Origin of the sequence: Alcaligenes sp. SORT26 (assembly GCF_017377875.1) — a bacterium.
Lineage (GTDB): Bacteria > Pseudomonadota > Gammaproteobacteria > Burkholderiales > Burkholderiaceae_B > Alcaligenes > Alcaligenes parafaecalis.
Genome location: NZ_CP070975.1, coordinates 2,897,288 through 2,923,605 on the forward strand (window position 1 = coordinate 2,897,288; position 26,318 = coordinate 2,923,605).

The following is a 26,318-nucleotide window of genomic DNA, read 5'->3' on the forward strand; positions in this document are numbered from 1 at the left end:
CTGGTTTTGTCACTATTTTCGAGGGTCTTTGAGGTCGCTTTTTTACGCGTCTCCCCCCTGAAAATCAGCTTGAAATACGGGTAAACACATAGTTTTTTCTTGTTTTCAGCGTTTATTTTTGTAAACAAAAGATACTAATCCGTCTTTTTCTTCTTTAAATCCGTTTTGAACTGTTGCCCTGCTCCCGGGCGAGTGCCTAGCAAATCACTAACCATGAAAAAAAACCGACCTGATGAGGTCGGTTTTTTAACTGCTATCGCATGGCTTTAGCCAGACTTAATCGTCGGTTTGCTCCAGCAAGGACGACAAGCCCTGCTTTTCCAGCAAGGCATTAAGATGTTCCCAGCCATGAAAAGCGATCTGCAACTGGCCTTTATCCTTGGCACCGACCTTCAAAGTCACTTTGGTACCCAGGTGGTCAGACAGAACCTTTTCAAAGCGCTGCACATCACCATTGCGGCTGGCTTTATTCTGGGCCTGCTTGCTGGCGGGCTCATCATCCTCATGCAAGGCACGGGCAACCAGTTTTTCAGTTTCACGCACCGACAAACGGCGAGCGATAACTTCATTGGCCAGCATGATTTGGCGTGCCGCATCCATCGCCAGCAAGGCACGGGCATGGCCCATATCAATATCACCGGCCAGCAACATGATCTGGACAGGCTCTGCCAGGTTAATCAGACGCAACAGGTTGCTGGTAGTAGACCGTGAACGGCCGATGGCCTGAGCGGCCTGTTCGTGCGTCAGGCCGAACTCATCCAGCAGTCGCTTGACGCCTTGCGCCTCTTCCAGTGGATTCAGATCTTCACGCTGAATATTTTCGATCAGGGCCATGATGGCGGCGTTTTCGTCGCCTACCTCGCGCACCAGGACTGGCACTTCTTCCAGACCTGCAATTTGCGATGCGCGGAAACGGCGTTCACCGGCAATGATCTCGTACTTGCCCTTCTCCTTGCCCGACAAAGGACGCACCAGGATAGGTTGCATCACCCCTTGTGCACGGATGGACTCTGCCAGCTCGTTCAAGGCGCCCTCGTCCATGCGAGTACGCGGTTGATACACCCCGGCCTTCAGCAGTTTGACGGGCAAGCTGGAAGGTGGGCCATCGCTCACCGTTGCTTCGCCCTTTTTCCCTATGGTTGCGATAGCGCCTGCGTCTGCGCCGAGCAAGGCGTCCAAGCCTCGACCTAGACCTTTGGGTTTTCGTGTAGCCATGCTTACATTCCTATTGATTCTTGTGTGCCTTACGCCTTATCGCTGCGGGAGTCTTTCTTCAAGCGCTTGATCAGCTCTTTGCCAAAGTCCATATAGGCCTTGGCACCCCGGGAGTTTTTGTCGTACACAATACCTGGCATACCGTGGCTTGGCGCTTCAGCCAAACGCACATTACGTGGCACAACTGTCTTGAACACCTTATCGCCAAAGTGCGTCTCGATCTGACTGGAGACTTGCTGCTGCAAGGTAACACGACCATCAAACATCACTCGCAGCAAGCCAATCAACTGCAAATCCGGGTTGATATTGCGATAGACCCGCTTGACTGTATTGACCAGGTCCGACAGCCCTTCCAGAGCAAAGTACTCGCACTGCATAGGGATGATGACCCCGTGCGCACTGGCCAGGCCATTTAGCGTCAGCAGGGACAAGGTCGGTGGGCAGTCAATCAGCACAAAATCGTAATCGTCCAGAACCTGGGCCAGCGCCTGTTTGAGTTGTTGCTCACGCTCTTGCATCTGGATCAGGTCAATTTCCGCGCCCGACAGCTCCCTATTGGAAGGCAAGACGTCATACCCACCTGTTTCTGAATGTATCTTTACGTTAGCAATACTTTCATCGCCAATCAGAACCTGGTACAAATTGCCAGACAAGCTGTTTTTATCAATGCCGCTACCCATCGTGGCATTGCCCTGGGGATCCAGGTCAATCAACAGCACTTTTTTCTTCAATACAGCAAGCGCGGCCGCCAAATTGATCGCTGTGGTCGTCTTCCCTACCCCGCCTTTTTGATTGGCGATACAAAACACATAGGCACGGGGAGATTTTTCGTCGTTTTTACTCATGATTATCCTTGCTGCACCAACCACACTAGACAACGCTGTGCCTCTAGCTCCGGTACGGTTAATGATTCTATTCGTTCGACCTGCCAGTTACTTTCAGATTGCAATGCGGCTATTTCTGAATCAGGCTCTTTACCTTTCATAGCTGCAATACGCCCACCTGGGCGAACATGCCTGCCTGCCAAATTTACAAAATCAAGCAGCGAAGAAAAAGCTCGGGAAACCACAATATCAGCCTGCATGGGTTCCTGCTGCTCTACACGCACATGCATTGCCGACAAATTGGGCAAGGCCAAAGCCCCAACCATTTGTTGAACAAATGCCATTTTTTTCTCGACAGCATCAATGCACGTAATGTTCCACGTGGAACATGATGCTGCCAAAACAACACCCGGCAAACCAGCACCTGACCCTACATCCACAATCCGCACTGATTTTTGTGCCGTTTGATTGGTGCTGGCCAGGTACTCCTGGAACGGGCGAACAACCGACAGGCTATCAAAAATATGTTGCACCAGCATTTGATCTGGGTCACGCAGAGCGGTCAGATTATAAGTACGGTTCCAGCGCTGTAGCTGACTAATGTAGTCCAATAGCTTGCGCACCAGGACAGGGTCCTGATCCAGGCCCAAGTCTTGCAGGGCCTGATTCAGCCGTTTTGAAAAAATATCGCTCATGCCGTATGTTTGCTTTTTTGCTTGCGCTTCAGGTGTACCAACAACAAGGAAACTGCCGCAGGTGTCACACCCTGAACACGTCCGGCCTGGCCAATGGTTAAAGGTTTGGCAGCCTTCAAGCGTTGACGCACTTCAATCGACAATCCTTTGATGTCGTCGTAATCCAGATCCTCTGGAATGGCCTGCTCTTCCAGAGCTGCCTGACGAGTCACCTCATCCTGCTGACGCGCCACATAGCCCGCATACTTCACCTGAATTTCCACCTGTTCAACATGCACCGGGTCTTCCAGACCAGGGCCTGCTACGGGCGTGCCTTGGTCATTGAGCACAGCCATCAGTTTTGCATAGTCCACTTCGGGGCGCTTGAGCAAATCGAAGAAGGAGTATTCCCGTTCGATATTTTTACCTAACAGTGCGTTCGCCTGCTCAGCGGGCAGGCTGCGAGGGTTCACCCAAGTACCCTTCAAGCGCTCGATTTCACGTGCGACAGCATCGCGCTTACGATTGAATTGATCCCAGCGAGCATCGTCTACCAAGCCCAGCTCACGCCCCATTTCAGTCAAACGCTGGTCAGCATTATCTTCCCGCAGGCTCAAACGGTACTCCGCGCGAGAGGTAAACATGCGGTATGGCTCGGTCACCCCACGGGTAATCAAGTCATCCACCAACACGCCTAAGTAGGCCTCATTGCGACGTGGGTACCACTGCTCTTTCTCTTGCGCCAAACGAGCGGCGTTCACCCCGGCCAACAAGCCCTGAGCGGCTGCTTCTTCGTAACCCGTCGTGCCATTGATCTGGCCGGCAAAGAACAAGCCACGAATCTGTTTAGTTTCCAAGGTGGGATACAGGGATCGAGGATCGAAATAATCGTACTCAATCGCGTAGCCCGGACGCATGATGCGAGCGTTCTCCAAACCTGGCAGGCTGCGCACCATAGCCAATTGGATATCAAAAGGCAAGCTGGTCGATACACCGTTAGGGTAGATCTCAGTCGTGCTCAAGCCCTCAGGTTCCAAAAACACCTGGTGACTACTCTTGTCCGCAAAGCGATGAATCTTGTCTTCGATCGACGGGCAGTAACGTGGGCCAATACCCTCGATGGTGCCTTGGTCGCTATACATGGGCGAACGATCCAGACCCGAGCGAATAATGTCGTGAGTACGCTCGTTGGTATGCGTAATCCAGCACGGCATTTGTTGGGGATGCATGGAAACATCACCCATATAAGAGAACACCGGAATTGGGTCACTATCGCCAGGCTGAACTTCCAGGCGGGAGAAATCGATGGTGTTGGCATCAATACGCGGAGGGGTCCCTGTCTTCAACCGCCCTTGTGGCAATTGTAGTTCCCGCAAGCGATGCGCCAAGCTGATGGAAGGAGGATCCCCTGCCCGGCCAGCCGAGTAATTATTCAGACCTACGTGGACCAGACCATTCAAAAAAGTACCTGCCGTCAGGACCACGGATTTGGCTTTGAACTCCAGACCTATCTTGGTCTCGGCACCCACCACCCGATCACCTTCCACAATCAGGTCTTCGACCGACTGCTGGAACACCATCAAGTTAGGCTGGTTTTGCAGAACTTCGCGAATAGCCTTGCGGTACAAAGACCGGTCTGCCTGAGCACGAGTGGCGCGCACGGCTGGGCCTTTGGAGCTATTCAAAGTACGAAATTGAATACCTGCATGGTCGGTTGCCAAGGCCATTGCACCACCCAGGGCGTCAACCTCTTTAACCAGATGCCCTTTGCCAATCCCCCCAATAGAAGGGTTGCAAGACATCTGCCCCAGGGTATCCATATTATGGGTCAATAACAGGGTAGACACGCCGGTTCGAGCTGCCGCTAAAGCCGCTTCGGTACCAGCATGTCCGCCGCCTATGACAATAACGTCAAACTCTTCGGGATAAATCATGTCAGAACAGCTAAAAAGTAAAAATCAATTATACGATTACCAGAGCGCTATGTTCCACGTGAAACACATGGAACCACGATCTGTTCCACGTGGAACACAGTTTTTTGCGTAAATACCACTGTGGATAACTTTGTGGAGAAATAGACTATTTTTTATCCCCAGGCTTAGCCATAGGGTGCAGCAAGAGCTTCCTGGAAAAAACTCCACTTATTAAAGACAGCAGGCGCAAGCCATAAAAGGCGCGCTTATCGCCCTTAAATACCGTAAAAGCAGCTATCTATGCGGGGTCTTGCGCTCTACGGCCTTGAAGCCTGTTTGGCAGGGAGCAAAATTGTGGATAACAGAGCAATAAAAAGAAATACTGCCTGAGGAACAGGGAAATTGTTCAACAGTCTAGCGATAAGAAAATTTCCTGAGAATTTAGGGCAAAGAACGTCTCTACCTCCACCCCAAAGTTTCAGATTTCTCTGTGCGGCCTGTCTTCCTGAGCGCTGAAATACTCGTCGTCAGCTACCCAAGGCTTCTGCTCCTAATACCCGGAATTTCAGGAAATGCCCTTCTCGCACTTGGTATCAGCAATCGCGGAAAGGTCACCGGCAGCCCAGCCCTCTGAGCAAAGAAACGAACAAAACCTGGGCATCTGAAAACGGACAAAGGGAGAAAATCGAAATACTGGTCAAGCGAGGTCTTTGCAAGACTGCCCTCATCAATACCAAGAGCATCGGACTCTATATAGACAATAGATATATTGATGTGAAAAAGCATCCTATCGCTGTGGTTCCACGACCAACAGCTAAAGGAGCAATCTATGGTATTTTCGTCAGGACTTTATCCGATACTTCGCCACCCAACTTTTGCTCGAATCTGAACAGCGGGTGCATTTTTATTATTCATGCCAGTAGACCCATGCAGATCACTTCCAAGCTCCCTTCTGTGGGCACCACTATCTTTACGACCATGAGCCAACTGGCTCTGGAACACAAAGCCATTAACCTGGGCCAGGGCTTCCCTGACTTCAATCCCGATCCGGCATTGATAGAAGCCGTACACCAAGCCATGCTGGACGGGATCAATCAGTACCCGGCAATGGCTGGCTATCCGGCATTGCGCGCAGCCATTGCGGACAAGACGCAACGTCGCTATGGGCATCTCTATAATGCGGACACGGAAATTACCGTCACTAGTGGGGCGACTGAAGCGCTTATGGCCAGCTTCCAGGCCTTCGTCCATCCAGGTGATGAAGTTGTTGTTATCGAGCCTTTCTACGATCTGTACATCCCCGCCATTGAGCTAGCCGGGGGTATCCCGGTTGCTGTTCCGATGACAGCTCCAGATGCAACGGTGCCTTATTATCGTGTTGACTGGGACCGAGTAGAAAAGGCCATTAGCGACAAAACTCGCATGCTGGTCATCAACTTTCCTCACAACCCGACTTGCACGATTTTGCGCCCCGAAGATCTGGATGCATTGGAGCAAATCGTAGACAAGCATCCTTTGTTGATCTTGTCTGATGAAGTCTATGAACACCTGACCTTCGATCAAAAAGAGCACCTGAGCCTTGCTAGCCGCCCTAGCCTGGCAGAACGAGCCGTGATCGTTTCGTCCTTTGGCAAAACCTTCCATGCAACGGGCTGGAAGGTTGGCTATTGCTGTGCACCTGCCTATTTAAGTACCGAGATCCGCAAGGTTCACCAATACACCGTCTTTACCGTTCCTAGCCCTTTACAGGCCGGTTTGGCGAGCTATATGCAGGATCCTGCTACCTGGGAGAGCCTGCCCGCGTTTTACCAAGAAAAACGCGATTATCTGAACCAAGGCCTGCAAAATACACGTTTCATCCCTATGCCCAGCGAAGGGACATTTTTCCTGCTGGCCAGCTACGAAAACATCTCAGACCTTTCCGAACTGGATTTTGCCAAACATCTGAATCAGAACTACGGTGTTGGCGCGATCCCCGTCTCTGCCTTCTACCTGGATCCTGGCTCAGAGCAGGCAAATCATCGTTTGCTGCGTTTTTGCTTTGCTAAACAGCTCAATACCCTAGATCAGGCCATTGAGCGTCTACAGAAGGTGTAAAACCGTCTTCAGAGCTTCAATCAAACCGCCGACAGGCGGTTTTTTTTCGTCTTCATTTTTGTGGACAAGTAGCACTCCGGCACTACACGGTCTTTCCGCCAAACACCTCGGTTTCTCGCACTGCAGCACAAAACAGAGCAAACGAGCCACGTAATATCAAACGCAAACCACAAAACCCTTGTTTTGCACCCCACAAGAGATCAAACGTGAAACAGACGCACCCGCACCCAAACCCTGTCCTGTTGATAACTTTGGGGGCAACCCTGATTTTTTGCCCAGTTATTGCTTCTTTTCCCTTGATAAAATCGAAAACTGAGCAAGCAAGCAGGTTTGCTCTTTTGCTTTCCTGAACCAGAGGAAAAGATAAGTTCAATGTTAAAACCAAGAAAAATATAGATATAAAACAAGGACTTATTTCAACATTACAGACTTCAAGCCTATACATTGACTGTGTTTTTTCACAGCAATGAAAACCCAATAAATCAAAGCCAATACCTTACTGCCACACATGCACGCTTTACCCACAAAATGTGGATAAGTCAAAAATTCAAATACGATTGACCTAGTACAAGTTTTGGGCGCAAAGCATCCTGAAGCCATAGCCTGTCCTGGCCAGCCAAGTGGTCCAACAAGAACTCCCCTCTTTTGCTCATGAAACTCTTGATTGAGTTTTTCTCATACTGAAAGAAAAACCAGAGAGACCAGGGCAAACTCGATCTTAGCTAGTTCTGAAAATAAATTTTCAGCCTTTGCGGCTCAGATTTCTGTATGCAAAAGTCGCATAAGCCATCGTTGAGCGAGATCGTGATTTTTGTTCATGGACTGCATCTTAGTCGAGAACTTTTAGCTTGCAAAGGCTTGAGGCCTGGCAGACAAGAGCTTGAACTTATCTTATATAACAAGCACTTAAATCTTTTATTAGAATTAATGGATGGAGGGCTGTTGATAAGTCGAACAAGTGTCTTTAACAATGGAAAAACAAGAGCTTAGCGGTTTTTTTTACGGGGATAGATCTACTGCTTACCGGTGGATGGTTTAGGTACAACTTTTCAGCTCAACAAAGAAGTACCTACTTATGCCTTATGTATCCACACCCTGTTCACAATGGGCTTCCTAGAGCTTATCCACAGAAAAGAAAATTGTAACAGCGGGCAGAAAGGCAGAATTAACGGATGGGCTGCGTAAAACCGGTGTCCGTCATGATGATTTTCTCCGGCCAACGCAAGGCAGCCAGGTGAAATGCAGAATCTTCAGGCGCCTGCTCTTTGCGGCGATCGCGCCAACGAGCCCCGACGGAAAAATCTACGCAGAACGTGTTTTTCTTGATGCCATGCCAGGAAAATGGGTCTATATCCTTGAATAATAAGGAATATTTAGACATTTTTGCTATGGTTTGCGGGAAGAGCTGGCGCCAGTAGTGGCCAAAAACCACAGGAATATCATCCTGATAGCTGTTCCACCAGGGCGTACGATCCGAAAAACGCCAACGATTACCGGCAAAAAAGGGCTGACTGGCAGGCCCTTCGGTTCCAGATGTCAGCAAACGAATGGGGTTGAAGTCATTTTTGACCAAATCGTAGTCAATGTAGGCCTGCAATAAAGGCATAGAGGCCTTTGGATCTTCAATTTTTTCTTTCCATTCTTCTTTAGCAGCCAGATATTTATTCAAAATCCCATTTTTTTCTGCGTAATTATCTGCTTTACGCTCGCATTCAAAGAAAAAATCAAGAAAATCTTTGCTTCTTACCGTTCTAATAGCATCAATAGCTGGATTATTCCAGGCTGCATGCACAATTCTTAGGTCATTTCTTTCTAAAGCAATGGGCAATGAACTTAAAAAGTTTCGGATTTCATCTTTATTTTGAGGTTTTGCACGCTTAAATGGTGAGTAATTCTTTAAATCTGACTGATATCGCTGATCAAAGTACCAGCCTGATCCATCTTTAGCGTCATAAATAAGCAGATTGATTTCATGATTTCCCAATATACCCTTTGCTTTATTATTATTTATCAATGACTTAAGGTATTCAATAACTTCCGGGCTATTTGGACCTCGATCACAATAGTCACCCACAAATATCAGGCTACGGTGGTCTGGATGTGAACCGTCTTCCTGGTAACCCAAGTTTTGGATCAGTTGTTGCAAGGCCTGCAGCTCTCCATGTACATCACCGATGATGTCTAAAGAACCAGTAGGTAAAGGTTGTACAAGAAAGTTGGGCATGGGTGAAGAGATCTTTATTTAATAATAACTATATATATAACTAGTAATGGATAATGGATGTCTGTGGATAAGTCGCATAGATTGAAATTCTTCATTGATTTCAACAATTTATAAGCCATTTTTGCCTGTGTACCACCTTGATGGAGCCGGTGGACCGAAACTGGACAAAATTTGAGGCTCCGAAAAACAGGCGACTTATCCCCCTTTCATCCACAGCACGTCCACAATGGGCCGTCTTGGAGCTTATCCACAGGCTCCAGGAGCCAACAATAGCCTTAAATATAGCTTTTTTGCTCAGTCCCTGACCGGTTTTCTGGGCCAAGTGCGCCCACCTGGGGCCACTGGAGGGTGACGATGTCGGTGTTTGTACCTTCTCTGTGTTTGAGGTCGAATTAAGCCTTTATAATATCCACAAATTATTCACTTTCTTATCAACCGCTGATTTCCGCTCAACCAATATTCTCATTTTTGGTTTAATCTAATTTGTTAATAAGTTTGTGGATTTCTTTCTTATTCTTTTCTGTGGATAAGTTGTCTTATCACGATTGTAATTTATGATTTCCCCGGCAACAAAACCCCGGTTTTGAAAATCAATTCATAGGTTCTGTTTTCTTTTTAATCTTTCTATAATTAATTTTTATAGTTTATTTAAGAAAAATAAGTAAAAATATAATTAATAATCCAATTTAATAAGTCCAGAAGGGTTATCTTTCTTTTATCGTTTTATATGAAAAATAAGATTTTTTCATTTATTTAATTTAATTTCGATAAAAGATCTTTGAAAATAATAAGAAAATTATTTTTTCTATTTTGTTTTTAATTTTTATAGACCTTTATTCAGGTCGTGGTGATTTATAAAGATGAGTTCCAACGACAGTACAAAATAGATTTACCAATTTTGTTTTATGGCAGAACATTTCTGCCGACCCGACCCGACCCGACCCGACCCGACCCGACCCGACCCGTTCCAACTCGGTTTCCTGTGGGCTGTGTATTTACACAGTCAAAAACGCGTTCCGCATTTTTCCCTCTCCAACCTTTCCGCGTCACGCACCAACACATTCGGCTGGCCGTTCCCTGTTCAGCCCCAGAGCGTGGCTTTTTGGCGATAGTGGAGGGATTTCTTGCGTCTGAGCCCCACATGAATAGAGCAATCAGCGCATGTCGGAACTTTAGGGGCGTTTTAGCCGACAAAGTCTTGGGTTTGAATTGCGGATAGTGGTCTAGGTGCGGCGAAACTGGCTCTTTTCTGCAGATGTTGGTGGCACCACTCCCCTGGATCCCAGGGAATCATCCACTTATCTTTAAGGGGTATGTTTTTTCCTGGTGAATGGCGGGGTATTCTCCTGCTAGCCACTGGCTTGAATCGCTATAAGAAATAGCGCGAAATCTCCCCTCATGTAACAATTGCCGCTAAGGCTGTTTAATCCTTAAGTATCGTCTCGCTACCCTCCCCGTACTTCATGTCTCAACCGAATATCGAAGAAGCCGCTCAGGATTGGCACGGCTTGCTCCAGAAAGTGCCACTAGCGGTCCGTGCGCACGTGCTGACTATCACTCAAGATAACCAGGACGAGCTGGCAACCCACTTTTACACGCACATGCTCAAGCACCCTGCTGCGCAGGTGTATCTGTCACACGAACAGGTGCACAAGCGTTTGCATCGTTCTTTGCGCAGTTGGTTGGTGCAGCTGTTTTCGGTTGATGAGCACAGTGACATGCAGGATCAGGTCAAACTGCAGAATCAGGTGGGTGAGGTTCATGCGCGAGTCGGGGTGCCGGTACACCTGGTGCTGCGCGGTGCCCGCTTGCTTAAAGGGCGTTATGCCCGCTTTTTGTTTGAGTCCTCGACAATCAGCTCCGAGCAGGCCTGGGAGTGCTTTCGCTACGTACAGAACTTTATTGATTTGGCGATGGAGCTGATGAGCCATGCCTATGCCAATTCACGAGAGCGCAAATCCCGTGCGGAAGAGTCGTATCGCTTGTTCGCCATTGTGCAAAACGTGGCGGCAGAGCGTGGCCGACAGCGTGCTGCCTTGCTGGATTGGGAAAACCTGTTCATGTTTGCGATGGCGGTCAATAACGGCGTGACGCCCGCACCACGGATCGGGGATTCGGATTTTGGAATCTGGTTCAAACATAAGGGTGCCCATGCGTTTCAGGGTACGGTAGAGAGCCGGGAAATCCTGGATCTGATGAGCTTGATTGATACCGAGCTGATGCCTGCCTTTGAGCAAGATGATCCTAAAGGACAAGTTTTGCGTTTGCACGAGCTGCGCGACCGAACACGAGCCATTGGCTTGCATCTGGACCGCCTGTTTGAGCAGCAAAATGAGCTGGAGTCTGGCCGGGATGTATTGACTCGCCTGTTAAGCCGCAAATACCTGCCTGTGGTGCTTAGTCGCGAGGTAGGCTATGCCCAGCAACGGGGATCACGTTTTGCCTTGCTGGCGGTCGATATAGACTTCTTCAAGCGGGTTAATGATACGCACGGGCATGATGCCGGGGATCGTATCCTGCGTCAGTTTGCCGAGCTGCTCAGTAATAGTGCTCGTGCTGGGGATTATGTATTCCGGCTGGGGGGCGAAGAGTTCCTGCTGGTATTGGTCGATGTGGATGCAGATGGCGCCATGCGTGCGGCTCGTAATCTGCGTCTTCGTATTCATGCGGAAACCTTCCGGGCAGTAGAAGGAGAAAGCATGAATATTACGGCCAGTATTGGTGTGGCTTTGTACGATGCTCACCCGGACTACGAACGCACGCTGCGCCGCGTGGACCGCGCCTTGTATCAAGCCAAAGAAGAAGGACGCGACCGGGTTGTGTTTGTCTGACAGGACAAGCTGGTCTGCCCTTTTATGTCGTATGGCGGCAACCTGTGCTACAAGTGCGTATTGCTTTGTTCCTGCCCGTGTTGCCAGCCTGATTTCTGCTGTGCGGTGGCCTTTGAGATAGGCGTCCCGGCAGAATGTGCGGCGATAAACACATCGATATTTGAATGACATACACGCTTTGGCCCCTGGCCAAGGCAGGTTTTGTTTGTGAGCTGATTTTATGCATCCCAGTTTGGCGGTTCTTCCTCAGTATCTGTTTCCTAAACAGGCGCTGACCGAGTTTTCAGGTAGCCTGGCTTCCAAGCCTATGGGTGGACGTACGACCTGGCTGATCAAGCGTTTTATTGAGCGTTACCAGGTTGACATGAGCGAGGCTGAAAATTCGGATCCAGCCAGCTACGCAACGTTTAACGAGTTCTTTGGCCGAGCCTTGCGCCCCGGTGCCCGTCCGATTGCGGATACCGCGTTGGTCAGCCCGGTGGATGGTGCCATCAGCCAGTTGGGGCTGATTCAGGGTGCCGAGGTATTCCAGGCCAAGGGCCATAGCTACTCTACAACGGCTTTATTAGGGGGCGATGCCCAGGAGGCTGCCCGCTATCAGGATGGGCTGTTTGCGACCCTGTATTTAAGCCCTAAGGACTATCACCGGGTGCATATGCCTTGTGATGGTGTGCTCAAGCGCATGATTCATGTGCCGGGCGATCTGTTTTCGGTTAACCCCACCACAGCGCGTGGTGTGCCTGGTCTGTTTGCCCGTAACGAGCGTGTGGTATGTCTGTTCGACTCCGAGCAAGGCCCCTTCGTTCTGGTGCTGGTGGGTGCCACTATTGTGGGCAGCATGGTCACTGTATGGCACGGCGTGGTGAATGCATCGCGTGATGGCAAAATCCGCGAGTGGAGTTACGAGGATCAGAACATTGCCCTGGAAAAAGGGCAGGAAATGGGACGATTCTTGCTGGGGTCGACCGTTGTCATGTTATTTCCCAAAGAAAGCGGCTATCGCTTTGATGCGGATTGGCAGCCGCAAGGCCTGATTCGCCAAGGCCAGGCGATGGGCTATCAGGGCTAAACCCTGTTTTCTTATGAATAAAACCTGTGTTCAAGTGGACACAGGTTTTTTTTTGGCCGTTCATACGGTCAAATGCAATCTGTATTCAGGATGGATGTGGAGCGTGTATGAAAAGGTGGGGGATGATGGTGATCACAATATTGGTCCTGTTACTGGTCTTGGTGATTACGGCCTGGGGGGCTTTGGCCCTGCAGTTTCAGTTGCCTGCGGGCTGGGGACGCTGGTTGGCACTGGCTGGCTGGCTGGCCTTGGTTGTGTTGAGTCTGTACGCCTTGAGCAAAGGGAAAAATTGGCTCTTGCTGCCGCAGATATTGGGCTTGCTGGTATTGGTCGGGTGGTGGAGCAGTATTGCCCCCAGCAATGAACGGGAGTGGGCACCAGACGTTGCCAGAATGAGTTACGGAGATGTGCGCGGTTCGCTTGTGACCTTGCACAATGTGCGCGACTTTACCTGGCGTAGTGAAACGGACTTTGATGAACGCTGGATCACCGAGAACTACGATTTACAGACGCTCAAGTCAGTAGATATGTTTTTGTCTTACTGGATGGGCCCGGTAATTGCGCATACGTTGGTGTCCTTTGGTTTTGAGGACGGCCGCCATGTGGTGTTCTCTGTAGAGATCCGCAAAGAAAAGCACGAGGCCTTCTCGGCGGTAGGCGGGTTTTTCAAGGAATTTGAGTTAAGCCTGATTGCGGCGACAGAACAGGATATTGTGCGTACCCGCAGCAATGCTCGGGGTGAGGACGTCTACATGTACAGCGTGGATTTATCCAAACCTGCCATGCAGTCGCTGTTTCTGTCTTATGTTGAGCAAGGGCAGCAGTTGCAGACGAATCCCCGTTTCTACAACACGCTGACGGCGAACTGTACCACGATTGTTTATGACATGGTGTCCAAGATTGTGGATGGTGTGCCATGGGACTGGCGTGTCTTGGCGTCGGGTTACCTGGCGGAGTATGTCTACGGTCTGAACGCTTTAGCGCCGGGTCATAGTTTCAATGAACTGCGCCAACTGGGCTATATCAACCCACGTGCTTTGTCTCAGCAGCCGGGGCAGGATTTTTCAGCGCTGATTCGTCAGGATTTGCCTCTTGTAAAGCCATTTTGAGGCTGTTTTAGACGCTTTTGTTCCACGTGAAACATATGTTTTACTTCATTTGATCTGAAAATTAGATCGAATTTAAAACTAATAAAACAAACAAAACCCCATCATATGAAAATCATGTGATGGGGTTTTTTAATCGCTATCGCTTGGCTTTTATATAGAAAAATACAATAAAAATTTGAATGTTTTTAGGGGTTTCCTATGACGGCTCAGGGAGTAGCCCGCCATTGCACCAATTGTTCCAGCGTCATCGTGTTGCCTCCGCACACGACGACCAGAATGTTCTGGTACGGTGCCAGCGCTTCATGATCCAGGTACAGCGTCGACAAAGCCGCGCCACATGCGGGTTCCACCAGTACGCGATGGTCAGTCAGAAAGCGTAAACACGCGCTGACAGCTTGGGCATCGCTGACCTGTACGCAGGTGGTGGGATGGGATTGGCTGATTGCGTAGGCTTGGTCACAGACACGTGGCGCGGCTAAAGAGGTCGCTACGCCGCTGACTTCGCTCAGGGTGATGTGTTGACGCTGTTTGACGGACTCTCCTAGGGAGGCCGTTTCTTGAGTCTCGACCGCAATAATGGTGGTTTTGTCCCAGCCCTGCTCCCGCAGGCCTTGAGCCACGCCGCTTAGCAAACCGCCACCGCCGACTGCCAGCAGTACAGCGTCTGGCTGCACATTCATTTGCGCGACTTCTGTGATCAAGCTGGCATGGCCTTCCCATAGCAAGGGATCATCAAATGGGTGGATAAGCGCATCGTCTTCCTGCACCAGGGTCAATGCGTATTCGTGGGCTTCCTGCCAGTTCTTGCCCATGACATGCAGCTCTGCTTTTTCCCGTTGAATCAAGCGTCTGGCATGCTCACTGGTGCTCTCTGGCACGACAACAAGGGTTGGCATGGTCAAGCGACGTCCAGCGTACGCGACGGCGATTCCCGCGTTGCCACCAGAGGAAATGATGAAGCGCTTCTTGCCCTGCTGGGCGTGGTGCTGGCATAAATGGCCAATACCCCGGATTTTGAATGACCCGCTAGGTTGCAGCGCGTCCATTTTCAGCCAAATTTGTTTTCCTAGCTGATCGCTTAAGGCGTGTGAGTAAATAAGCGGTGTCTCAAGGTGAAGAATCATTTCTTATCGTTCCAGATTTTATAGTGATCTGATGGGGCACATTGGGTGCTCAAGGCCCGGTCCACCCCATTTTATCGGTCTGAAACACGTGTGGCTAAAGATCTTGGGCAGTGTTTTGTGACTGCCGGGACAAGCGGGTGGAAAGCGGTTTGAAAAAGATGCTTATATCATTGGGCCTGCATTTTGTAACTGTCTTTGTTCTCTGTGCTAAGTCCATCAACTAGCGTTTAATGTGAGGCAACTTACTATCTATCTGTCCGTCTGCACCTTCTTACAATTTCGCTTCGTCTGCCTGGCAGTGTTCAAGCTAAATCAAGGGCTTATCTGATAAAATTCCAGATAAATCGCCAGACTCAAGCCCCTTTTCCTGCTGGAATCCTGGGGCTGTCTTAAGCGTTTAATTTTAAGTGCATGATAAGCACAAAAACTCATTCCAATCACTCGGGCCATAAAGCAGCGTTGTTTTTTGCTTTGCCTGAATGGAATAAAAACAATAATAACCAGAACTTATTTCTAAAAAAGACGCTGTGGTAGCGGCTTTAAAGGAATAAAGATTTTGTTATGAAAACTGCCACCAGACCTGCTGATATTTATATGCGTTTTTTGCAGCTCGCCGATTCGCTGCATACCTTGCCTTGCTTGCCTAGTCTGGACCCGCTTGAAGAGCGTATCTTGATCTTGGTTGCCAAGGCGTCTAAAGACTGTTTGCGTTTGTCGGTACGCGATGTCATGGCCGTAGAGCGGCTGGGATCGCCCGCGACCATTCACACCCGGCTCAAATCCATGCGAGAAAAAGGCTGGATTGTCCTTAGTGACACGGAAGACACCCGTCGCAAGCAAGTGGACTTGAGTCAAGCCGCCCTGCTGCACTTTGATCGTCTTTCGGCCTGTCTTTTAGAGGCGGCCAATGCCTGATGGCACAAATTGCATCGCGGTACGGAGTGTCCAATTGCGCAAGCCGCAACAATAAGTCCCGGACATCGGTTTATTAAGTTGGACTCGTCTGGGTCCGGCTTATGGAACAGAAACACGTGGCCTGCCAAAAGGGCTAGTTTGTCTGGCGCTTAAAAGAAACGGAAAGCGGGGGCGGTATTAAAACAATGCCTCTGTTCCATGGATTTACCTGCCTTCAAAGAGTCTATTTTTCTATACTGAGGACTCATCTTGAATTCCATGCCTGGAGGCAGAATGCGCTTACCCATCTATCAGGTCGATGCCTTTACCGACGCCTTGTTTGCGGGCAATCCGGCCGCTGTGGTGTTGCTGTCCGAGTTCCCTGACGATGCCTTGCTGCAATCGATTGCACAAGAAAATAATCTGGCTGAAACCGCGTTTCTGGTTCCGCAAGGCCAGGACTTTCGCTTGCGCTGGTTTACACCAACAGTAGAAGTACCCTTGTGCGGACATGCGACCTTGGCCAGTGCTGCTGTCGTGCTGCAGTATCTGCGCCCACAAGATAGCCAAGTAGTGTTTCATACCCTGAGCGGCGCCTTGACGGTGCGACGTGATGAGGCCAGTTATGTCATGGACTTTCCGGCGCGCCCTGTGTCCCGAGTCGCGGATAATCCGGCACTGGAACGTGCTTTGGGAAGCAAAATTGTGCAATTGTGGCGCAATGACTTCACACACTTGGCGGTGCTGGAGTCTGAGGAGCAGGTGCGCCAGGTAGAGGTAGATATCCCGGCGATGCTGGCCAGTGATTGCGGTGGCTGTATTGTCACTGCACCTGGTTCGGGACAGTTTGATATTGTCAGCCGCTTTTTTGTTCCTGAGCATGGGATTGCAGAGGATCCGGTAACCGGGTCCGCTCATTGCGCTTTGCTGCCGTACTGGGCCCCTATCCTGGGCAAGAACCAGTTGCTGGCGTATCAAGCGTCGGCTCGTGGCGGTGTACTGGATTGCACTTTAAGTGGTGATCGAGTGTTCTTGAAGGGCCAGGCCGTTGTGTATATGGAAGGCCATATCAATGTGGCGTAAGGCACACTAAGGTGTCTTAAACAGGTGCAGCCAGGCTGTGCCTGTGTACTCAGTCCCCTGCTTTACCGCCCTGCCGTTTTGGCGTCTTTGTTACACGGCATGCTGCTTATTTATTTCGACTGTTTTTTATCGCGGCTTTTTATGGTTTTTACGCGCTTATGATTCCCGTCGCCCCGTTTTCTTTGACGCTTTTATTGATAATGACGCTGGGACCACTGGCGCTGATTATCTTGCTGGTTTGGGTTGTTTTACTTTTTGTGCAGCCTCAACGCCGGGCAAATTTTAAGAAAAAACCTTGGCCGCGCATCCTGTTCTTAGTTCCTGTGTTGGCTTTGGCAGGTGTCTTCAGCCTTTTTCAATGGGACATGTATCAGTACGACAAAGCACAGCGGGAAGAGCTGGCCAGTCGTCAGCATGTTTTAAAAGAGCCGGGCCGTTTTGCCGGAGTCGATATGCCGACGGGGACGGTGCTGGAGTTGCAGGTGTGGGGGGATCCGGACAGTGTGTCCTGGGCCCGCTTTCCTGAGCCGGTCATGGTGGGGCATGCTCCTGTATTGTCTTTCGAGCGCCCCCGCCCCGATTTGCAGAACTCCAGTTGGAAATTGCATCTGGCACGTGATACGGAGCTGGAGGGCTGGCAATGCGATGGCAGCCAAGTGCTTGAAATGGAACAGGATCCTGTGACTGAAGGCGGTTTTCGTTTCGTGAGCTGCTTTTTGGCCAAAGGTAATCAGATCACCGGCTGGAGCCCCTATGCCGCGGCAGCCAATATGAGTACGGCCCCGGATTTTGTACTCGATCTGCCTGCAGGTACCTTGGTTCAGGCCAGACCCGATGGGACCTTGTATACCAATGGGGAGCGGGATCAGGACCGCTGGATGCTGCGTGTTGAGGCAGAGGGTCTACAGGTGCATGCATGGAATTTGCCCCTGGAGCGCGCATATTTCTCAGTCGATAAAAATAAAGATCTGCTTTATCTCTTGCACGCTCAATTGGCTCGGGAAATTCAATTCGGTGGATTTACCTATCCGGCCGGTACACGGGTTTCGACACCTAACTATCGTTTTTACCCGCAGTGGCCACTTTTATTGAAAATGGTATTGCCTGGTGGGGGCGAATCGGATCAGAACAAAGAGCAAGCCCATGACCTGCTTAGCGGCCAAATTTTGGACGGCTTTCACTAGTTAACGGCCTGATTTCGGTTTTTTTTACCTGTAATCTGCATTTTTTTTGTGGTGAGTGTAATTAAATAAGGCGAATTTGTTTTGATTGGGTCAATTTGAGTTAATGTAAGCATTTGAAGCGATTGTATAAAATAAAAACGCATCGTTTTCAAAGGTAGACAGCTAGAGAGTTGGTGGCTACTGGTTTCGTTTCCTAAGGTTTTAGTATTGGGCGGAAGGGACAATCCGCCGTACTGAAACCACCCTATTGCTGGCGTAACTGAACAAGGTTAGATGCCGCTATGACGACATATCAAGGGGAGCTGCTGGAGCATACGCAGGCTCACGCGCAGGCCGCTTATTGGTTTACTCGCTTGAACTCCGGCGAGGCCACTGCTGCAGAATTACGGGAATTCGAGGATTGGCGTCGTGACAATCCTGAAAATGAACGCTCGTATCGATACATTTGTTATTTTTGTGACGCCAGCCTGGACGCCCCCGAGCATGAGATACGCCGTTTATTGGCTAACTCGGAAGAGAAAGTGGTTTTGCTCAAGCCTTATTACCGCAGTGTGCTGGCCGGTTTGTTGGTCTTGGCCTTGGCGTTTACGGTATTTTTTTCCTGGCCTGAACATGTGGTGCGAGAACAGCATGTGGTCTCTGGCGCACAAATGCTGGAGCAGCGGTTTATGGATGGTTCTGTGGTGCAACTGGCCCCCGATTCCGCCATTGAGATCCGCGAGTACGAGGACAGGCTGAATGTGCAGCTTTTACGGGGTCAGGTGCAGCTTCTGCTTGCTGATCCGACCCAAAAGAGCGTGACGGTCTTTACCAGTTTTGCCCAGGCCCGTAGTAGTAAAGGACAGTTCACCGCCTTTCTGGACAACAACCAAATGAAGTTTGCGGTGGATACCGGCTCGGTTGAAGTTTCCAGTGGCACCTGGTGGCGTCGACAGATTCGGGTGCTGATCCCCGGTCAGCATATTGATGTGGATCGATGGTCTGGAATGAAACGGGTTCAGCCCGCTCCAGTATCTCCAAATGAGGCCGACTAACAGTCGGCCTCTTACATTTCAGGGCGTTCAGAACATCCAGTTCAGGAACAATTTGCCGTTTATATCGGCACGGCTATCGCCTAATAAACGGGTGCTGGCCGACAGCCCTAAACGCAGGCGCTCGGATTGCTGCAAGCTGATGCTGGTTCCCAGCGACAAAGCATGGCGATCTACCCGTGCATAACGACCATCAAAACCCACAGATTGGGCACTGGTAAAGGCCGCTTCCTGGGTTTGATTACGGCTTAGCAAAGCCTGCTCCCAAGCTACCGACAAGGACGTTTGCAGTTGACGATCCTGGCTTAAATTCCAGTTTTGACGCAGGGCCAGACCGATAGAAGCCTGCAAGGCGTTTTGACGACTGGAGTCCAGATGCAGACGGCTGGCGGCGTCGCCACTTTCTTCCAGTCCAGGACGACGGTAATGGAGATAATCCAGAGCCAGAACCGGCCCGATGCTGCCGTTTTCACCCAGAGCCCAGTTGTAGCCTGTCTGTACCCCCAGCGAGAAGGTATGGCCTGTCCAGTCCGAGGAGGGACGCGCCTGATAGCCCGAGAAGCTGATGTTGCGGTTCATCTTGCCCTGTTCAATACCCACACGTAGCTGAGCCAAACCGTTCCAGCCTTCCTGGCTGTAACCACGGTAACGGGCATGAACACCCAGCCCCAAACCGGTCAGCTTGCTCTTGGCCTGGAAGGGGGCGTCTACGTTGACGCGCTGCTCGTTGGCATTGCCGTGTACGCCCAGGCTCCAGTCACTGCCCTCAGCACGGTGTTCTGCTCCCAGCATCACCCCATAGGTTTCGCTGCGGTGGTCAACATCGTTGCTGCCCAATTGCCAGTGATAGCGGCCACCATAGGTCTGGATGAAGCTCTGCCAGCCGCTTTTGTTGATACCGTCCGTCTGGCGCAGTTGTTCGGATACCAGTTGCTCACGACGCAAGGAGGCCGCCGTTTGGGCCGCGTACGCGCCTGCGCTCAATTGATCCAGTGCCAGCCCAATATCGCTGCCATCCGCACGCGAGAAGTCCAGGGCCTGATACACGGCTGCCAGGGACTGATTGCCCGAGGAGGCTTGTGCCAGGCTGGTCCCCACCGCAGCGGCGTTAGGCGAGGTGGCATATTGTGCATACGCGTCCTGATTACGGCTGACGGACCAGCCATTGCCCGTGCTTTGTACATTCAAGGTGGGGGATGCCAGCGTGGCACTGAGCAAAGCAAACTGCCCTTGTGTCTGGCTGGCGGTGAACACCTTGTCCTGATTTAGAGTCCAGCCGTTTTGATACCAGTCCGGCTGCAGATCTACATGCAATTCGCCATCTAGCTGAGCCAGGCCTTGCACATCAATATGATCGTTCTGGGTGGTTGAGGCCTCCACCAGAATTCGGCCGTCGGCACCTTGGACAAAGTTACCCTTGATCGTCATGTTCCCGTAGGAGTTGCCGGGGCTGAGGGTGCCGTTGTTGGTGAAGTTGTATTCAGGGTTGATGGTGAATTCGCTATTGCCGTACAGGGTGGCACCCTGATCGACGCGCAAGCCATACAGCTCATGCTGCCCATTCAACGATGTCGCGCCCCCGGCAATGACAACAGCCAGATTGTTCTGACCTTTGATATTGCCGTCATAACGCATCTGAAAATCGGGATCAGCCGCATTGGTGGCACGACCTTTCTCATCGGCTTTTTGACCAAAGCTGATGCGGGTCAGCAGCAGCTCCTGGTCTGAGTTGCGACGGTTGTAATCGGAGGTGATATCACCCGTAATCTGCGCGCCTTGCAGAATATTGATGTTTTGCACCCAGGCATTGTCCGCGATATGGATGGCTGCTTTCTGGCCCGACAAGGTACCGGACAGATCGTAATTGCTGATCAAGGCACCTTGCAAAATTGTCGGTACCGCTTGTAGGCGGCCATCCCTTACCACCAGCCAGGAGCCGTGATACTCATCGTCGCTGCCCATGGCGTTCTGGCCGAAATCAAACAAGACGCCTACGCCATCCTGGCCATCTGCCCGGACCTCACCTTGCTGGACAATATTGTGATGGCGGCCATAGCTGAACTGCAGGCCACGACCATACCAGCCTTGGGCATGAATCCGAGTCGCTTCGGGAATGATGAGCGTGTTTTCGCTACCATCCACCCGTACGCCTACCCCTCCTGGACCGGCGCTTAGCAGATCAGCGGCTTGGGTAATGATGTTGCGTTCACCATAAATGTGCAGCCCCAAGCCTTGTGTGGCCATGTTGTACTGACCAGGCAGGTAGGCTGTGCCGTCTTCATTACGCGCAAAGTAGCCATTGGTGTTGTTCAGGGTGACGTTGTCCCCATAGACCGAATAGCCAAAGAAGTTGCGGCGGTCAATGCTCAGCCCGATATCCTGCAAGGCGGCAATTTCAGCTTCCATCAGGTTCACGTAGTTGCGATAGGTCTGATGGCTCATCAAGCTGTTGCGCAGCTCGGTGTGGCTCATGTAGTTGCGGTCCACGCCGTACTGCGGCTGGTTGTGGTCATTCAGAATGCTGACCGGGATGCCTGGCATGGCGCCATTCAGGACTTCCTGTACGTGATCCCCGGTGAAGTAGCCATTGTCCTTGCGCAGGTCAAAAGCGGCAGGATCATACGGGTTGGTGCAGACCGAACACAGGATTTTCTGCCCGGGGCTGGGGGCGCGTCCCTGGTCATCGCGCAAGCCCAAGGCCCAGAGGCTAAGATTGTCCAGGAAGAAGGGATCGGGTGGATCAAAGCTGTTTTCAGGCAGGTTGTCTGTGACCGTATTGCTGATGCCCAAAGCATGGGCCAGCTCGTGGAAGATCACCGCGTTGTAATCAACCTTGCCAGTTAAGGGCAGTTGGCTGGGGTTGACGGGGGCCGTGTCCAGATCCAGCTCTCCAACACCGATAACGGCATCGGGATTATTCGGGTCACCCTGGAAGAATCCTTGCAAGCGTGCTTGCAAAGCCGAGATGGTGAAATTGGGGTGATCAGGGTTGCTCAGCACGGCACCATAGGCATTGGCGTTTTTGCCATTCATGGTGCCCAGGTTGATCACAGCCGGTGTGTAATCTGCTGGCAAATTAATGATTTCAGCCCAGCGCTCCAGTGCGGCACGAATTTTCAGCCGACCATTCTCGTCAATGTCCCGGGGGGAAACGCGAGGGTCAGATTGATCCGACGTATCGTAGCCCCCATCATCAGGCCCATAGATTCTCAGCTCAAAGGCTTGCTGACCTTGTTTGTTCAGAATGAATTCTGTCTCGTAGGCATGCGCGCTGCTGGCCCAGCTCAAGGCCAATAAGGTGTGACCTAGTAGTGCTTTGATTTTGAAGTCCATGGGATTCAGAGGATGGGAAGACAATGGTTAGGAGGCACTTTCGTATAAAAGTAAATAAAAGTGTCTTTTCTTGCTACTTATTTCTGAACAGACCCGAGCGGCTGAGTACAAGGCGCAACATCTGATTGCGCTGACGACGGTAAAGATCTACCGGGTTTCAGCCGTAACCTCTTGTGGACGATGTGTTCAAGAGAGGAAAGTATGCCGATAGAGATCAGTGGACAGGGTTTAATACATAGACAAAATATGCCCGTGGCCGAACCGTTAAACGCGACCGCCATGACGCCCCCTGTGGTGCCGGAGCAAGAAGAAGCAGGTTCCATAGACTCCTCGGGGCGTATCAAGGTAAAGCTGTCACCCTTGGGCAAAGAGCTGTCGCTGACCAGTCAGCAAGCTCAAAAACAAGAGCGCGACAAAGATATTGATGACAGCTCCCTGCCCGATGGCATCAAGGACATCCTTAAGCGCATTCGCGACCTGAAAGAGCAAATTCAACAGAAGTTGATGGAGCTGCAGCGCATTCAAGCCAGCGATAAAGGGAGTGAAGCTGAAAAAATGCAGGAGCTGGAGCGCGTGCAAGGCGAGCTGACCAGCCTGAACGGCGCTCTGTCCAGTGCGCATGCCATGCTGAACAAGATCATGGATGACATCAAGCTCGATGGCGATTCCCGTATGGATGTCGCTGGTTTGCTGATGAAGTAAAAAGCCGTTCGACTGGCTTTGGAAGTCCTTGGGGCGCAGGTGGTTTGTTGGGGGCGGTTTTGCCCGTATGAACCCGTTTACTGCGCCCTTTTTTACGCCTTTGATATTCAGGCGTCGGTTGGATAGCGCTCAGGGTTGAGTCGCGACTGTTAAAGCCTGCGTGATTTTGTGATTGAGCTGATGCGGAGACATCAAATCCGCCGTGACCTGCGCCTTGGTGTGAATGATGTAGGCGGTCGACGGGTTCAAATCAATGCAATACACCACCAGCGAGCCGCCCCCCAGAGGGGCTGCGCCTATATAAACCCCTAATTGATCGTTGGCCGTTGGCTCATTGCGCTGCTGATAGCCTTCCCCAGCTGCCGTTTGCTTGACCGTATCCAGACACTGCGCCACGTTTAAACGAGAGATGGAGCGTTGCTCGGCTTCCAGCTCCAGAGGCAACAGATCCTGAGCCTGGATGGCCCAGGTGGTATGGACCAAAGCGGCCATCAAAACCCACTTGTTGAGTGTGTGCATGACGCCCTCCCGCAGGAGACGATGGAATAGCCAGCATAGTCCTGATCAAGGGGGGCGGGTTTTGATAGGGCTTAATTCAGGGCTAAGTTTCGGGTTTTTACTGAGGCTGACTTTAGTCCTCAAGCTTGTGAACTGGAAGCTTCCCAGTTTGCTTCAGCAGTTTCTTCTCTTCAGTTTTTACGCGACGTTCCAGTTTTTTAATGTCTTCTTCAGCAGGGAGCTGCTCAGGCTGGATGCCACGCTGGCCGAGCATATCGCGCACACTGCGATTGTTTTGTTCGTGTTCGCGGGTGATCAAGGTTTCGCCATGTAGCTGCTCTTGCGTGACGTTGTGGTTTGTTATCTCTGTGGCAAGATTCTTGGCAGCAATAGTTAGCGTAGGTAGAAAGTCAGCCAAAGGGCGTGTCTGGGTAATGCCGTAGCGATCCTTCATCATTTGGGTAGTGTGTCCCCCAAATAGAGCCGCATCACCCTTGGATCGGATGCGGCCAAAGCCTCTATCGTCTACGCCATGTTCATAGAGGTTTTGCGATAGTGTCCTTTCTGACTCTCGAAGACGTTCGCGCGCATCCAGGCGAGCCTGCAGACGCATGCGGTCTTCAATCAGCTCCTGTTTGCGGGTCTGGATGGCAAAGTAGCTTTGAGCCAAGGCAATGGCTGGCTTGCGTGGGTCGCCGTTCTGGGCGATGAGATAACAGGCATAGCGGGTGAGCATGATGTCTTCTATTGAACGATCTGCCCCGCTACCAATCTGGACCATTTTCGTGACGCCACGAAAATGGTCTCCTTCTTCGTAACCCGTTGTTTTACAAGACTCTACAGCCCGATCTATCGCCGTCTTGAAGTTCTCCCAGCGTACATAGCCCAAAGGCTCCATCAGGTCGCGAGCGAACCAGAACTCCACGCCTTCCTCAGGGATGGTGTGGCTCAAGTCATCGAATTGGCTTTTCAGTTGCTTGATGTCCTGGGTTTCCATTTGGTGTCTCCGAGTTGCTAGGCACTGGTCAGGACATCCTTGGACGCCGTCTCAGGTTCTATGGCTAGTGTGATGAGACACCGATGGTGTTCAGGTCTGCATCACTTCCCAATACAAAAACTGGAGAAAATCTCCCCCAGCAAATCATCGCTGCTGAACTCGCCGGTAATCGAGCACAGATCCAGATGTGCCAGACGCAGTTCTTCGGCAAACAGATCCAGCACTTGATCGCTGTGCGTGGCGTGTTCTGCTGCCAGGCCCAGGTGGTACTCCGCGCGCTCCAAGGCTCGCAGATGTCGTTCCCGAGCCAGCCAGGGCGATTCACTGCCGGGGTTCCAGCCTGCGATATCCAGCAAGGTGCGGCGCAGCGTGTCCAGACCGACATCCTTACGGGCAGAAATCGGCAGCACGGTGGCGCCGCTTTCCTGCGCGGGCAAAGCAGCCTGTTGTTCATCTGTCAGCAAGTCTATCTTGTTATAGACACGCAGCACGGGTACATGTGATGGCAGGCGAGTGGTAATGGCACTATCCAGCTCGTCTTGGGGGTTGCGGGCGTCCAGCAGGTGCACGATGACGTTAGCCTTGGCGATTTCGTCCCAGGTACGGGCGATACCAATGCGTTCTACGGTGTCTTCGGTGTCTCGTAACCCGGCTGTGTCCACGATGTGCAGCGGGATGCCGTCGATGTGGATCAGTTGCATGACGCGGTCGCGCGTCGTGCCGGCAATATCGGTCACGATGGCCACGTCTTCACCGGCCAACGCATTGAGCAGGCTGGATTTGCCCACATTGGGTTGGCCTGCCAGTACAACGTGCAAGCCTTCGCGCAGGATTGCCCCTTGGCGCGAATGCTGCAGGATGCGTTCCAGTTCGTCTTGTATGCCTTGCAGGGTCGCAGCCGCCTGGTATTTTTCCAGGAAGTCGATTTCTTCTTCGGGAAAGTCCAGGGTGGCTTCTACCAGCATGCGCAGGTGAATGATGCGGTCGGCCAGGGCGTTGACGTTGTTGGAAAACACGCCGGACAAAGAGGCCACGGCACTGCGGGCGGCGGCCTCAGAGGAAGCGTCAATCAAGTCGGCCACAGCCTCAGCTTGAGCCAGATCCAGCCTGTCGTTCAGGAAGGCGCGCTGGGTGAATTCGCCGGGCTCGGCCAGGCGCAGGCCCTGATCGTTACCCGCTTCCAGGCAGCGATCCAGCAGGCGGCGCAGCACAGCCGGGCCGCCGTGGCCTTGCAGTTCCAGCACGTCTTCGCCGGTATAGGAGTGCGGGCCTTTAAAGAACAGTGCGATGCCCTCGTCGATTGCCTCGCCTTGTGCATCCTTGAAGGGCAAAAAGTGTGCATGACGCGCTTGCAGCGTGCGGCCAAACAGGGTCTGGATCAGAGCATCAAGCTCCTTGCCGGACACACGGATGACACCAATACCACCCCGGCCGGGGGCGGTGGCAATAGCCACGATAGGGGAAGAACTGGACATAGGGAAGATTGATCAAAAAGGCGGAACAGAACTGTATTGTA

General features: G+C 51.4%; 19 protein-coding genes. 9 read left to right on the forward strand and 10 right to left on the reverse strand.

Annotated elements, in window-relative coordinates:
- Nucleotides 1–276: 276 nt before the first annotated feature.
- The 4 genes from JYG33_RS13245 to mnmG are packed head-to-tail and all read right to left on the reverse strand — an operon-like array spanning nucleotide 277 to nucleotide 4,647.
- Nucleotides 277–1,215, reverse strand: a complete 939-nt coding sequence (locus tag JYG33_RS13245; RefSeq protein ID WP_207872644.1) for a ParB/RepB/Spo0J family partition protein — start codon at nucleotides 1,213–1,215, stop codon at nucleotides 277–279.
- Between the two features lie 29 nt (nucleotides 1,216–1,244).
- Complete coding sequence (locus tag JYG33_RS13250) at nucleotides 1,245–2,060, reverse strand: ParA family protein (protein ID WP_207872645.1); 816 nt, start codon at nucleotides 2,058–2,060, stop codon at nucleotides 1,245–1,247.
- A gap of 2 nt (nucleotides 2,061–2,062) precedes the next feature.
- Nucleotides 2,063–2,734 (reverse strand): 16S rRNA (guanine(527)-N(7))-methyltransferase RsmG, encoded by a 672-nt coding sequence (gene rsmG, locus JYG33_RS13255; protein ID WP_207872646.1) that lies wholly within the window; start codon nucleotides 2,732–2,734, stop codon nucleotides 2,063–2,065.
- Entirely contained in the window at nucleotides 2,731–4,647 is a 1,917-nt protein-coding gene (gene mnmG / locus JYG33_RS13260) for a tRNA uridine-5-carboxymethylaminomethyl(34) synthesis enzyme MnmG (RefSeq protein WP_207872647.1), read from the reverse strand. The genes rsmG and mnmG overlap by 4 nt, the downstream gene beginning before the upstream one ends.
- A 906-nt stretch (nucleotides 4,648–5,553) precedes the next feature.
- Here mnmG and JYG33_RS13265 point away from each other — a divergent pair.
- On the forward strand, nucleotides 5,554–6,723 hold the full coding sequence (locus JYG33_RS13265; RefSeq protein WP_207872648.1) for a methionine aminotransferase: 1,170 nt from the start codon (nucleotides 5,554–5,556) through the stop codon (nucleotides 6,721–6,723).
- Nucleotides 6,724–7,888: 1,165 nt separating this feature from the next.
- Here JYG33_RS13265 and JYG33_RS13270 read toward each other — a convergent pair.
- Entirely contained in the window at nucleotides 7,889–8,947 is a 1,059-nt protein-coding gene (locus JYG33_RS13270; RefSeq protein WP_207872649.1) for a metallophosphoesterase, read from the reverse strand.
- Between the two features lie 1,463 nt (nucleotides 8,948–10,410).
- Here JYG33_RS13270 and JYG33_RS13275 point away from each other — a divergent pair.
- The 3 genes from JYG33_RS13275 to JYG33_RS13285 all read left to right on the forward strand — a co-directional run bounded on the left by JYG33_RS13275 (nucleotide 10,411) and on the right by JYG33_RS13285 (nucleotide 13,956).
- Nucleotides 10,411–11,778 (forward strand): diguanylate cyclase, encoded by a 1,368-nt coding sequence (locus tag JYG33_RS13275; RefSeq protein ID WP_207872650.1) that lies wholly within the window; start codon nucleotides 10,411–10,413, stop codon nucleotides 11,776–11,778.
- Between the two features lie 220 nt (nucleotides 11,779–11,998).
- Complete coding sequence (gene asd, locus JYG33_RS13280; RefSeq protein WP_207872651.1) at nucleotides 11,999–12,847, forward strand: archaetidylserine decarboxylase; 849 nt, start codon at nucleotides 11,999–12,001, stop codon at nucleotides 12,845–12,847.
- A 122-nt stretch (nucleotides 12,848–12,969) separates the two neighbouring features.
- Nucleotides 12,970–13,956 (forward strand): DUF4105 domain-containing protein, encoded by a 987-nt coding sequence (locus JYG33_RS13285; protein WP_243430176.1) that lies wholly within the window; start codon nucleotides 12,970–12,972, stop codon nucleotides 13,954–13,956.
- Nucleotides 13,957–14,162: 206 nt separating this feature from the next.
- On the opposite strand, the gene JYG33_RS13290 is transcribed toward JYG33_RS13285, so the two are convergent.
- The gene (locus tag JYG33_RS13290) at nucleotides 14,163–15,080 is read right to left on the reverse strand and encodes a pyridoxal-phosphate dependent enzyme (protein WP_207872653.1); all 918 of its coding nucleotides are present in this window, start codon (nucleotides 15,078–15,080) and stop codon (nucleotides 14,163–14,165) included.
- A 561-nt stretch (nucleotides 15,081–15,641) separates the two neighbouring features.
- On the opposite strand from JYG33_RS13290, the gene JYG33_RS13295 reads away from it, so the two are divergent.
- The 4 genes from JYG33_RS13295 to JYG33_RS13310 all read left to right on the forward strand — a co-directional run bounded on the left by JYG33_RS13295 (nucleotide 15,642) and on the right by JYG33_RS13310 (nucleotide 19,275).
- Nucleotides 15,642–15,995: a winged helix-turn-helix domain-containing protein gene (locus JYG33_RS13295; RefSeq protein WP_207872654.1), complete on the forward strand. Its 354-nt coding sequence runs from the start codon at nucleotides 15,642–15,644 to the stop codon at nucleotides 15,993–15,995.
- Between the two features lie 273 nt (nucleotides 15,996–16,268).
- The gene (locus JYG33_RS13300; RefSeq protein ID WP_207872655.1) at nucleotides 16,269–17,057 is read left to right on the forward strand and encodes a PhzF family phenazine biosynthesis protein; all 789 of its coding nucleotides are present in this window, start codon (nucleotides 16,269–16,271) and stop codon (nucleotides 17,055–17,057) included.
- 365 nt (nucleotides 17,058–17,422) lie between these two features.
- Nucleotides 17,423–18,241 carry a hypothetical protein gene (locus JYG33_RS13305; protein ID WP_243430177.1) on the forward strand — a complete coding sequence of 273 codons (819 nt, stop codon included), beginning with the start codon at nucleotides 17,423–17,425 and terminating at the stop codon, nucleotides 18,239–18,241.
- 281 nt (nucleotides 18,242–18,522) lie between these two features.
- The gene (locus JYG33_RS13310; RefSeq protein ID WP_207872657.1) at nucleotides 18,523–19,275 is read left to right on the forward strand and encodes a DUF4880 domain-containing protein; all 753 of its coding nucleotides are present in this window, start codon (nucleotides 18,523–18,525) and stop codon (nucleotides 19,273–19,275) included.
- 27 nt (nucleotides 19,276–19,302) lie between these two features.
- On the opposite strand, the gene JYG33_RS13315 is transcribed toward JYG33_RS13310, so the two are convergent.
- A complete protein-coding gene (locus JYG33_RS13315; RefSeq protein WP_207872658.1) occupies nucleotides 19,303–22,605 on the reverse strand; it encodes an autotransporter domain-containing protein in 3,303 nt (1,100 codons plus the stop codon).
- A gap of 279 nt (nucleotides 22,606–22,884) precedes the next feature.
- Between JYG33_RS13315 and JYG33_RS13320 the strand changes: the two genes are divergently transcribed.
- The gene (locus tag JYG33_RS13320; protein ID WP_243430178.1) at nucleotides 22,885–23,307 is read left to right on the forward strand and encodes a hypothetical protein; all 423 of its coding nucleotides are present in this window, start codon (nucleotides 22,885–22,887) and stop codon (nucleotides 23,305–23,307) included.
- 129 nt (nucleotides 23,308–23,436) lie between these two features.
- Here the strand turns inward: JYG33_RS13320 and JYG33_RS13325 are convergent, their stop codons facing one another.
- The 3 genes from JYG33_RS13325 to mnmE form a co-directional block, all read right to left on the reverse strand.
- A complete protein-coding gene (locus tag JYG33_RS13325; protein ID WP_207872660.1) occupies nucleotides 23,437–23,826 on the reverse strand; it encodes a DUF6180 family protein in 390 nt (129 codons plus the stop codon).
- Nucleotides 23,827–23,938: 112 nt separating this feature from the next.
- Complete coding sequence (gene dinD / locus JYG33_RS13330) at nucleotides 23,939–24,802, reverse strand: DNA damage-inducible protein D (RefSeq protein WP_207872661.1); 864 nt, start codon at nucleotides 24,800–24,802, stop codon at nucleotides 23,939–23,941.
- A 101-nt stretch (nucleotides 24,803–24,903) separates the two neighbouring features.
- The gene (gene mnmE / locus JYG33_RS13335; protein ID WP_207872662.1) at nucleotides 24,904–26,277 is read right to left on the reverse strand and encodes a tRNA uridine-5-carboxymethylaminomethyl(34) synthesis GTPase MnmE; all 1,374 of its coding nucleotides are present in this window, start codon (nucleotides 26,275–26,277) and stop codon (nucleotides 24,904–24,906) included.
- Nucleotides 26,278–26,318: the final 41 nt, after the last annotated feature.

What these genes read in the sequence shown, in the direction of transcription:
- JYG33_RS13245 (WP_207872644.1), bottom strand. Translation starts at nt 1,215, where the DNA reads ATGGCTACACGAAAACCCAAAGGTCTAGGTCGAGGCTTGGACGCCTTG.
- JYG33_RS13250 (WP_207872645.1), bottom strand. Translation starts at nt 2,060, where the DNA reads ATGAGTAAAAACGACGAAAAATCTCCCCGTGCCTATGTGTTTTGTATC.
- rsmG (WP_207872646.1), bottom strand. Translation starts at nt 2,734, where the DNA reads ATGAGCGATATTTTTTCAAAACGGCTGAATCAGGCCCTGCAAGACTTG.
- mnmG (WP_207872647.1), bottom strand. Translation starts at nt 4,647, where the DNA reads ATGATTTATCCCGAAGAGTTTGACGTTATTGTCATAGGCGGCGGACAT.
- JYG33_RS13265 (WP_207872648.1), top strand. Translation starts at nt 5,554, where the DNA reads ATGCAGATCACTTCCAAGCTCCCTTCTGTGGGCACCACTATCTTTACG.
- JYG33_RS13270 (WP_207872649.1), bottom strand. Translation starts at nt 8,947, where the DNA reads ATGCCCAACTTTCTTGTACAACCTTTACCTACTGGTTCTTTAGACATC.
- JYG33_RS13275 (WP_207872650.1), top strand. Translation starts at nt 10,411, where the DNA reads ATGTCTCAACCGAATATCGAAGAAGCCGCTCAGGATTGGCACGGCTTG.
- asd (WP_207872651.1), top strand. Translation starts at nt 11,999, where the DNA reads ATGCATCCCAGTTTGGCGGTTCTTCCTCAGTATCTGTTTCCTAAACAG.
- JYG33_RS13285 (WP_243430176.1), top strand. Translation starts at nt 12,970, where the DNA reads ATGATGGTGATCACAATATTGGTCCTGTTACTGGTCTTGGTGATTACG.
- JYG33_RS13290 (WP_207872653.1), bottom strand. Translation starts at nt 15,080, where the DNA reads ATGATTCTTCACCTTGAGACACCGCTTATTTACTCACACGCCTTAAGC.
- JYG33_RS13295 (WP_207872654.1), top strand. Translation starts at nt 15,642, where the DNA reads ATGAAAACTGCCACCAGACCTGCTGATATTTATATGCGTTTTTTGCAG.
- JYG33_RS13300 (WP_207872655.1), top strand. Translation starts at nt 16,269, where the DNA reads ATGCGCTTACCCATCTATCAGGTCGATGCCTTTACCGACGCCTTGTTT.
- JYG33_RS13305 (WP_243430177.1), top strand. Translation starts at nt 17,423, where the DNA reads ATGTATCAGTACGACAAAGCACAGCGGGAAGAGCTGGCCAGTCGTCAG.
- JYG33_RS13310 (WP_207872657.1), top strand. Translation starts at nt 18,523, where the DNA reads ATGACGACATATCAAGGGGAGCTGCTGGAGCATACGCAGGCTCACGCG.
- JYG33_RS13315 (WP_207872658.1), bottom strand. Translation starts at nt 22,605, where the DNA reads ATGGACTTCAAAATCAAAGCACTACTAGGTCACACCTTATTGGCCTTG.
- JYG33_RS13320 (WP_243430178.1), top strand. Translation starts at nt 22,885, where the DNA reads ATGACGCCCCCTGTGGTGCCGGAGCAAGAAGAAGCAGGTTCCATAGAC.
- JYG33_RS13325 (WP_207872660.1), bottom strand. Translation starts at nt 23,826, where the DNA reads ATGCACACACTCAACAAGTGGGTTTTGATGGCCGCTTTGGTCCATACC.
- dinD (WP_207872661.1), bottom strand. Translation starts at nt 24,802, where the DNA reads ATGGAAACCCAGGACATCAAGCAACTGAAAAGCCAATTCGATGACTTG.
- mnmE (WP_207872662.1), bottom strand. Translation starts at nt 26,277, where the DNA reads ATGTCCAGTTCTTCCCCTATCGTGGCTATTGCCACCGCCCCCGGCCGG.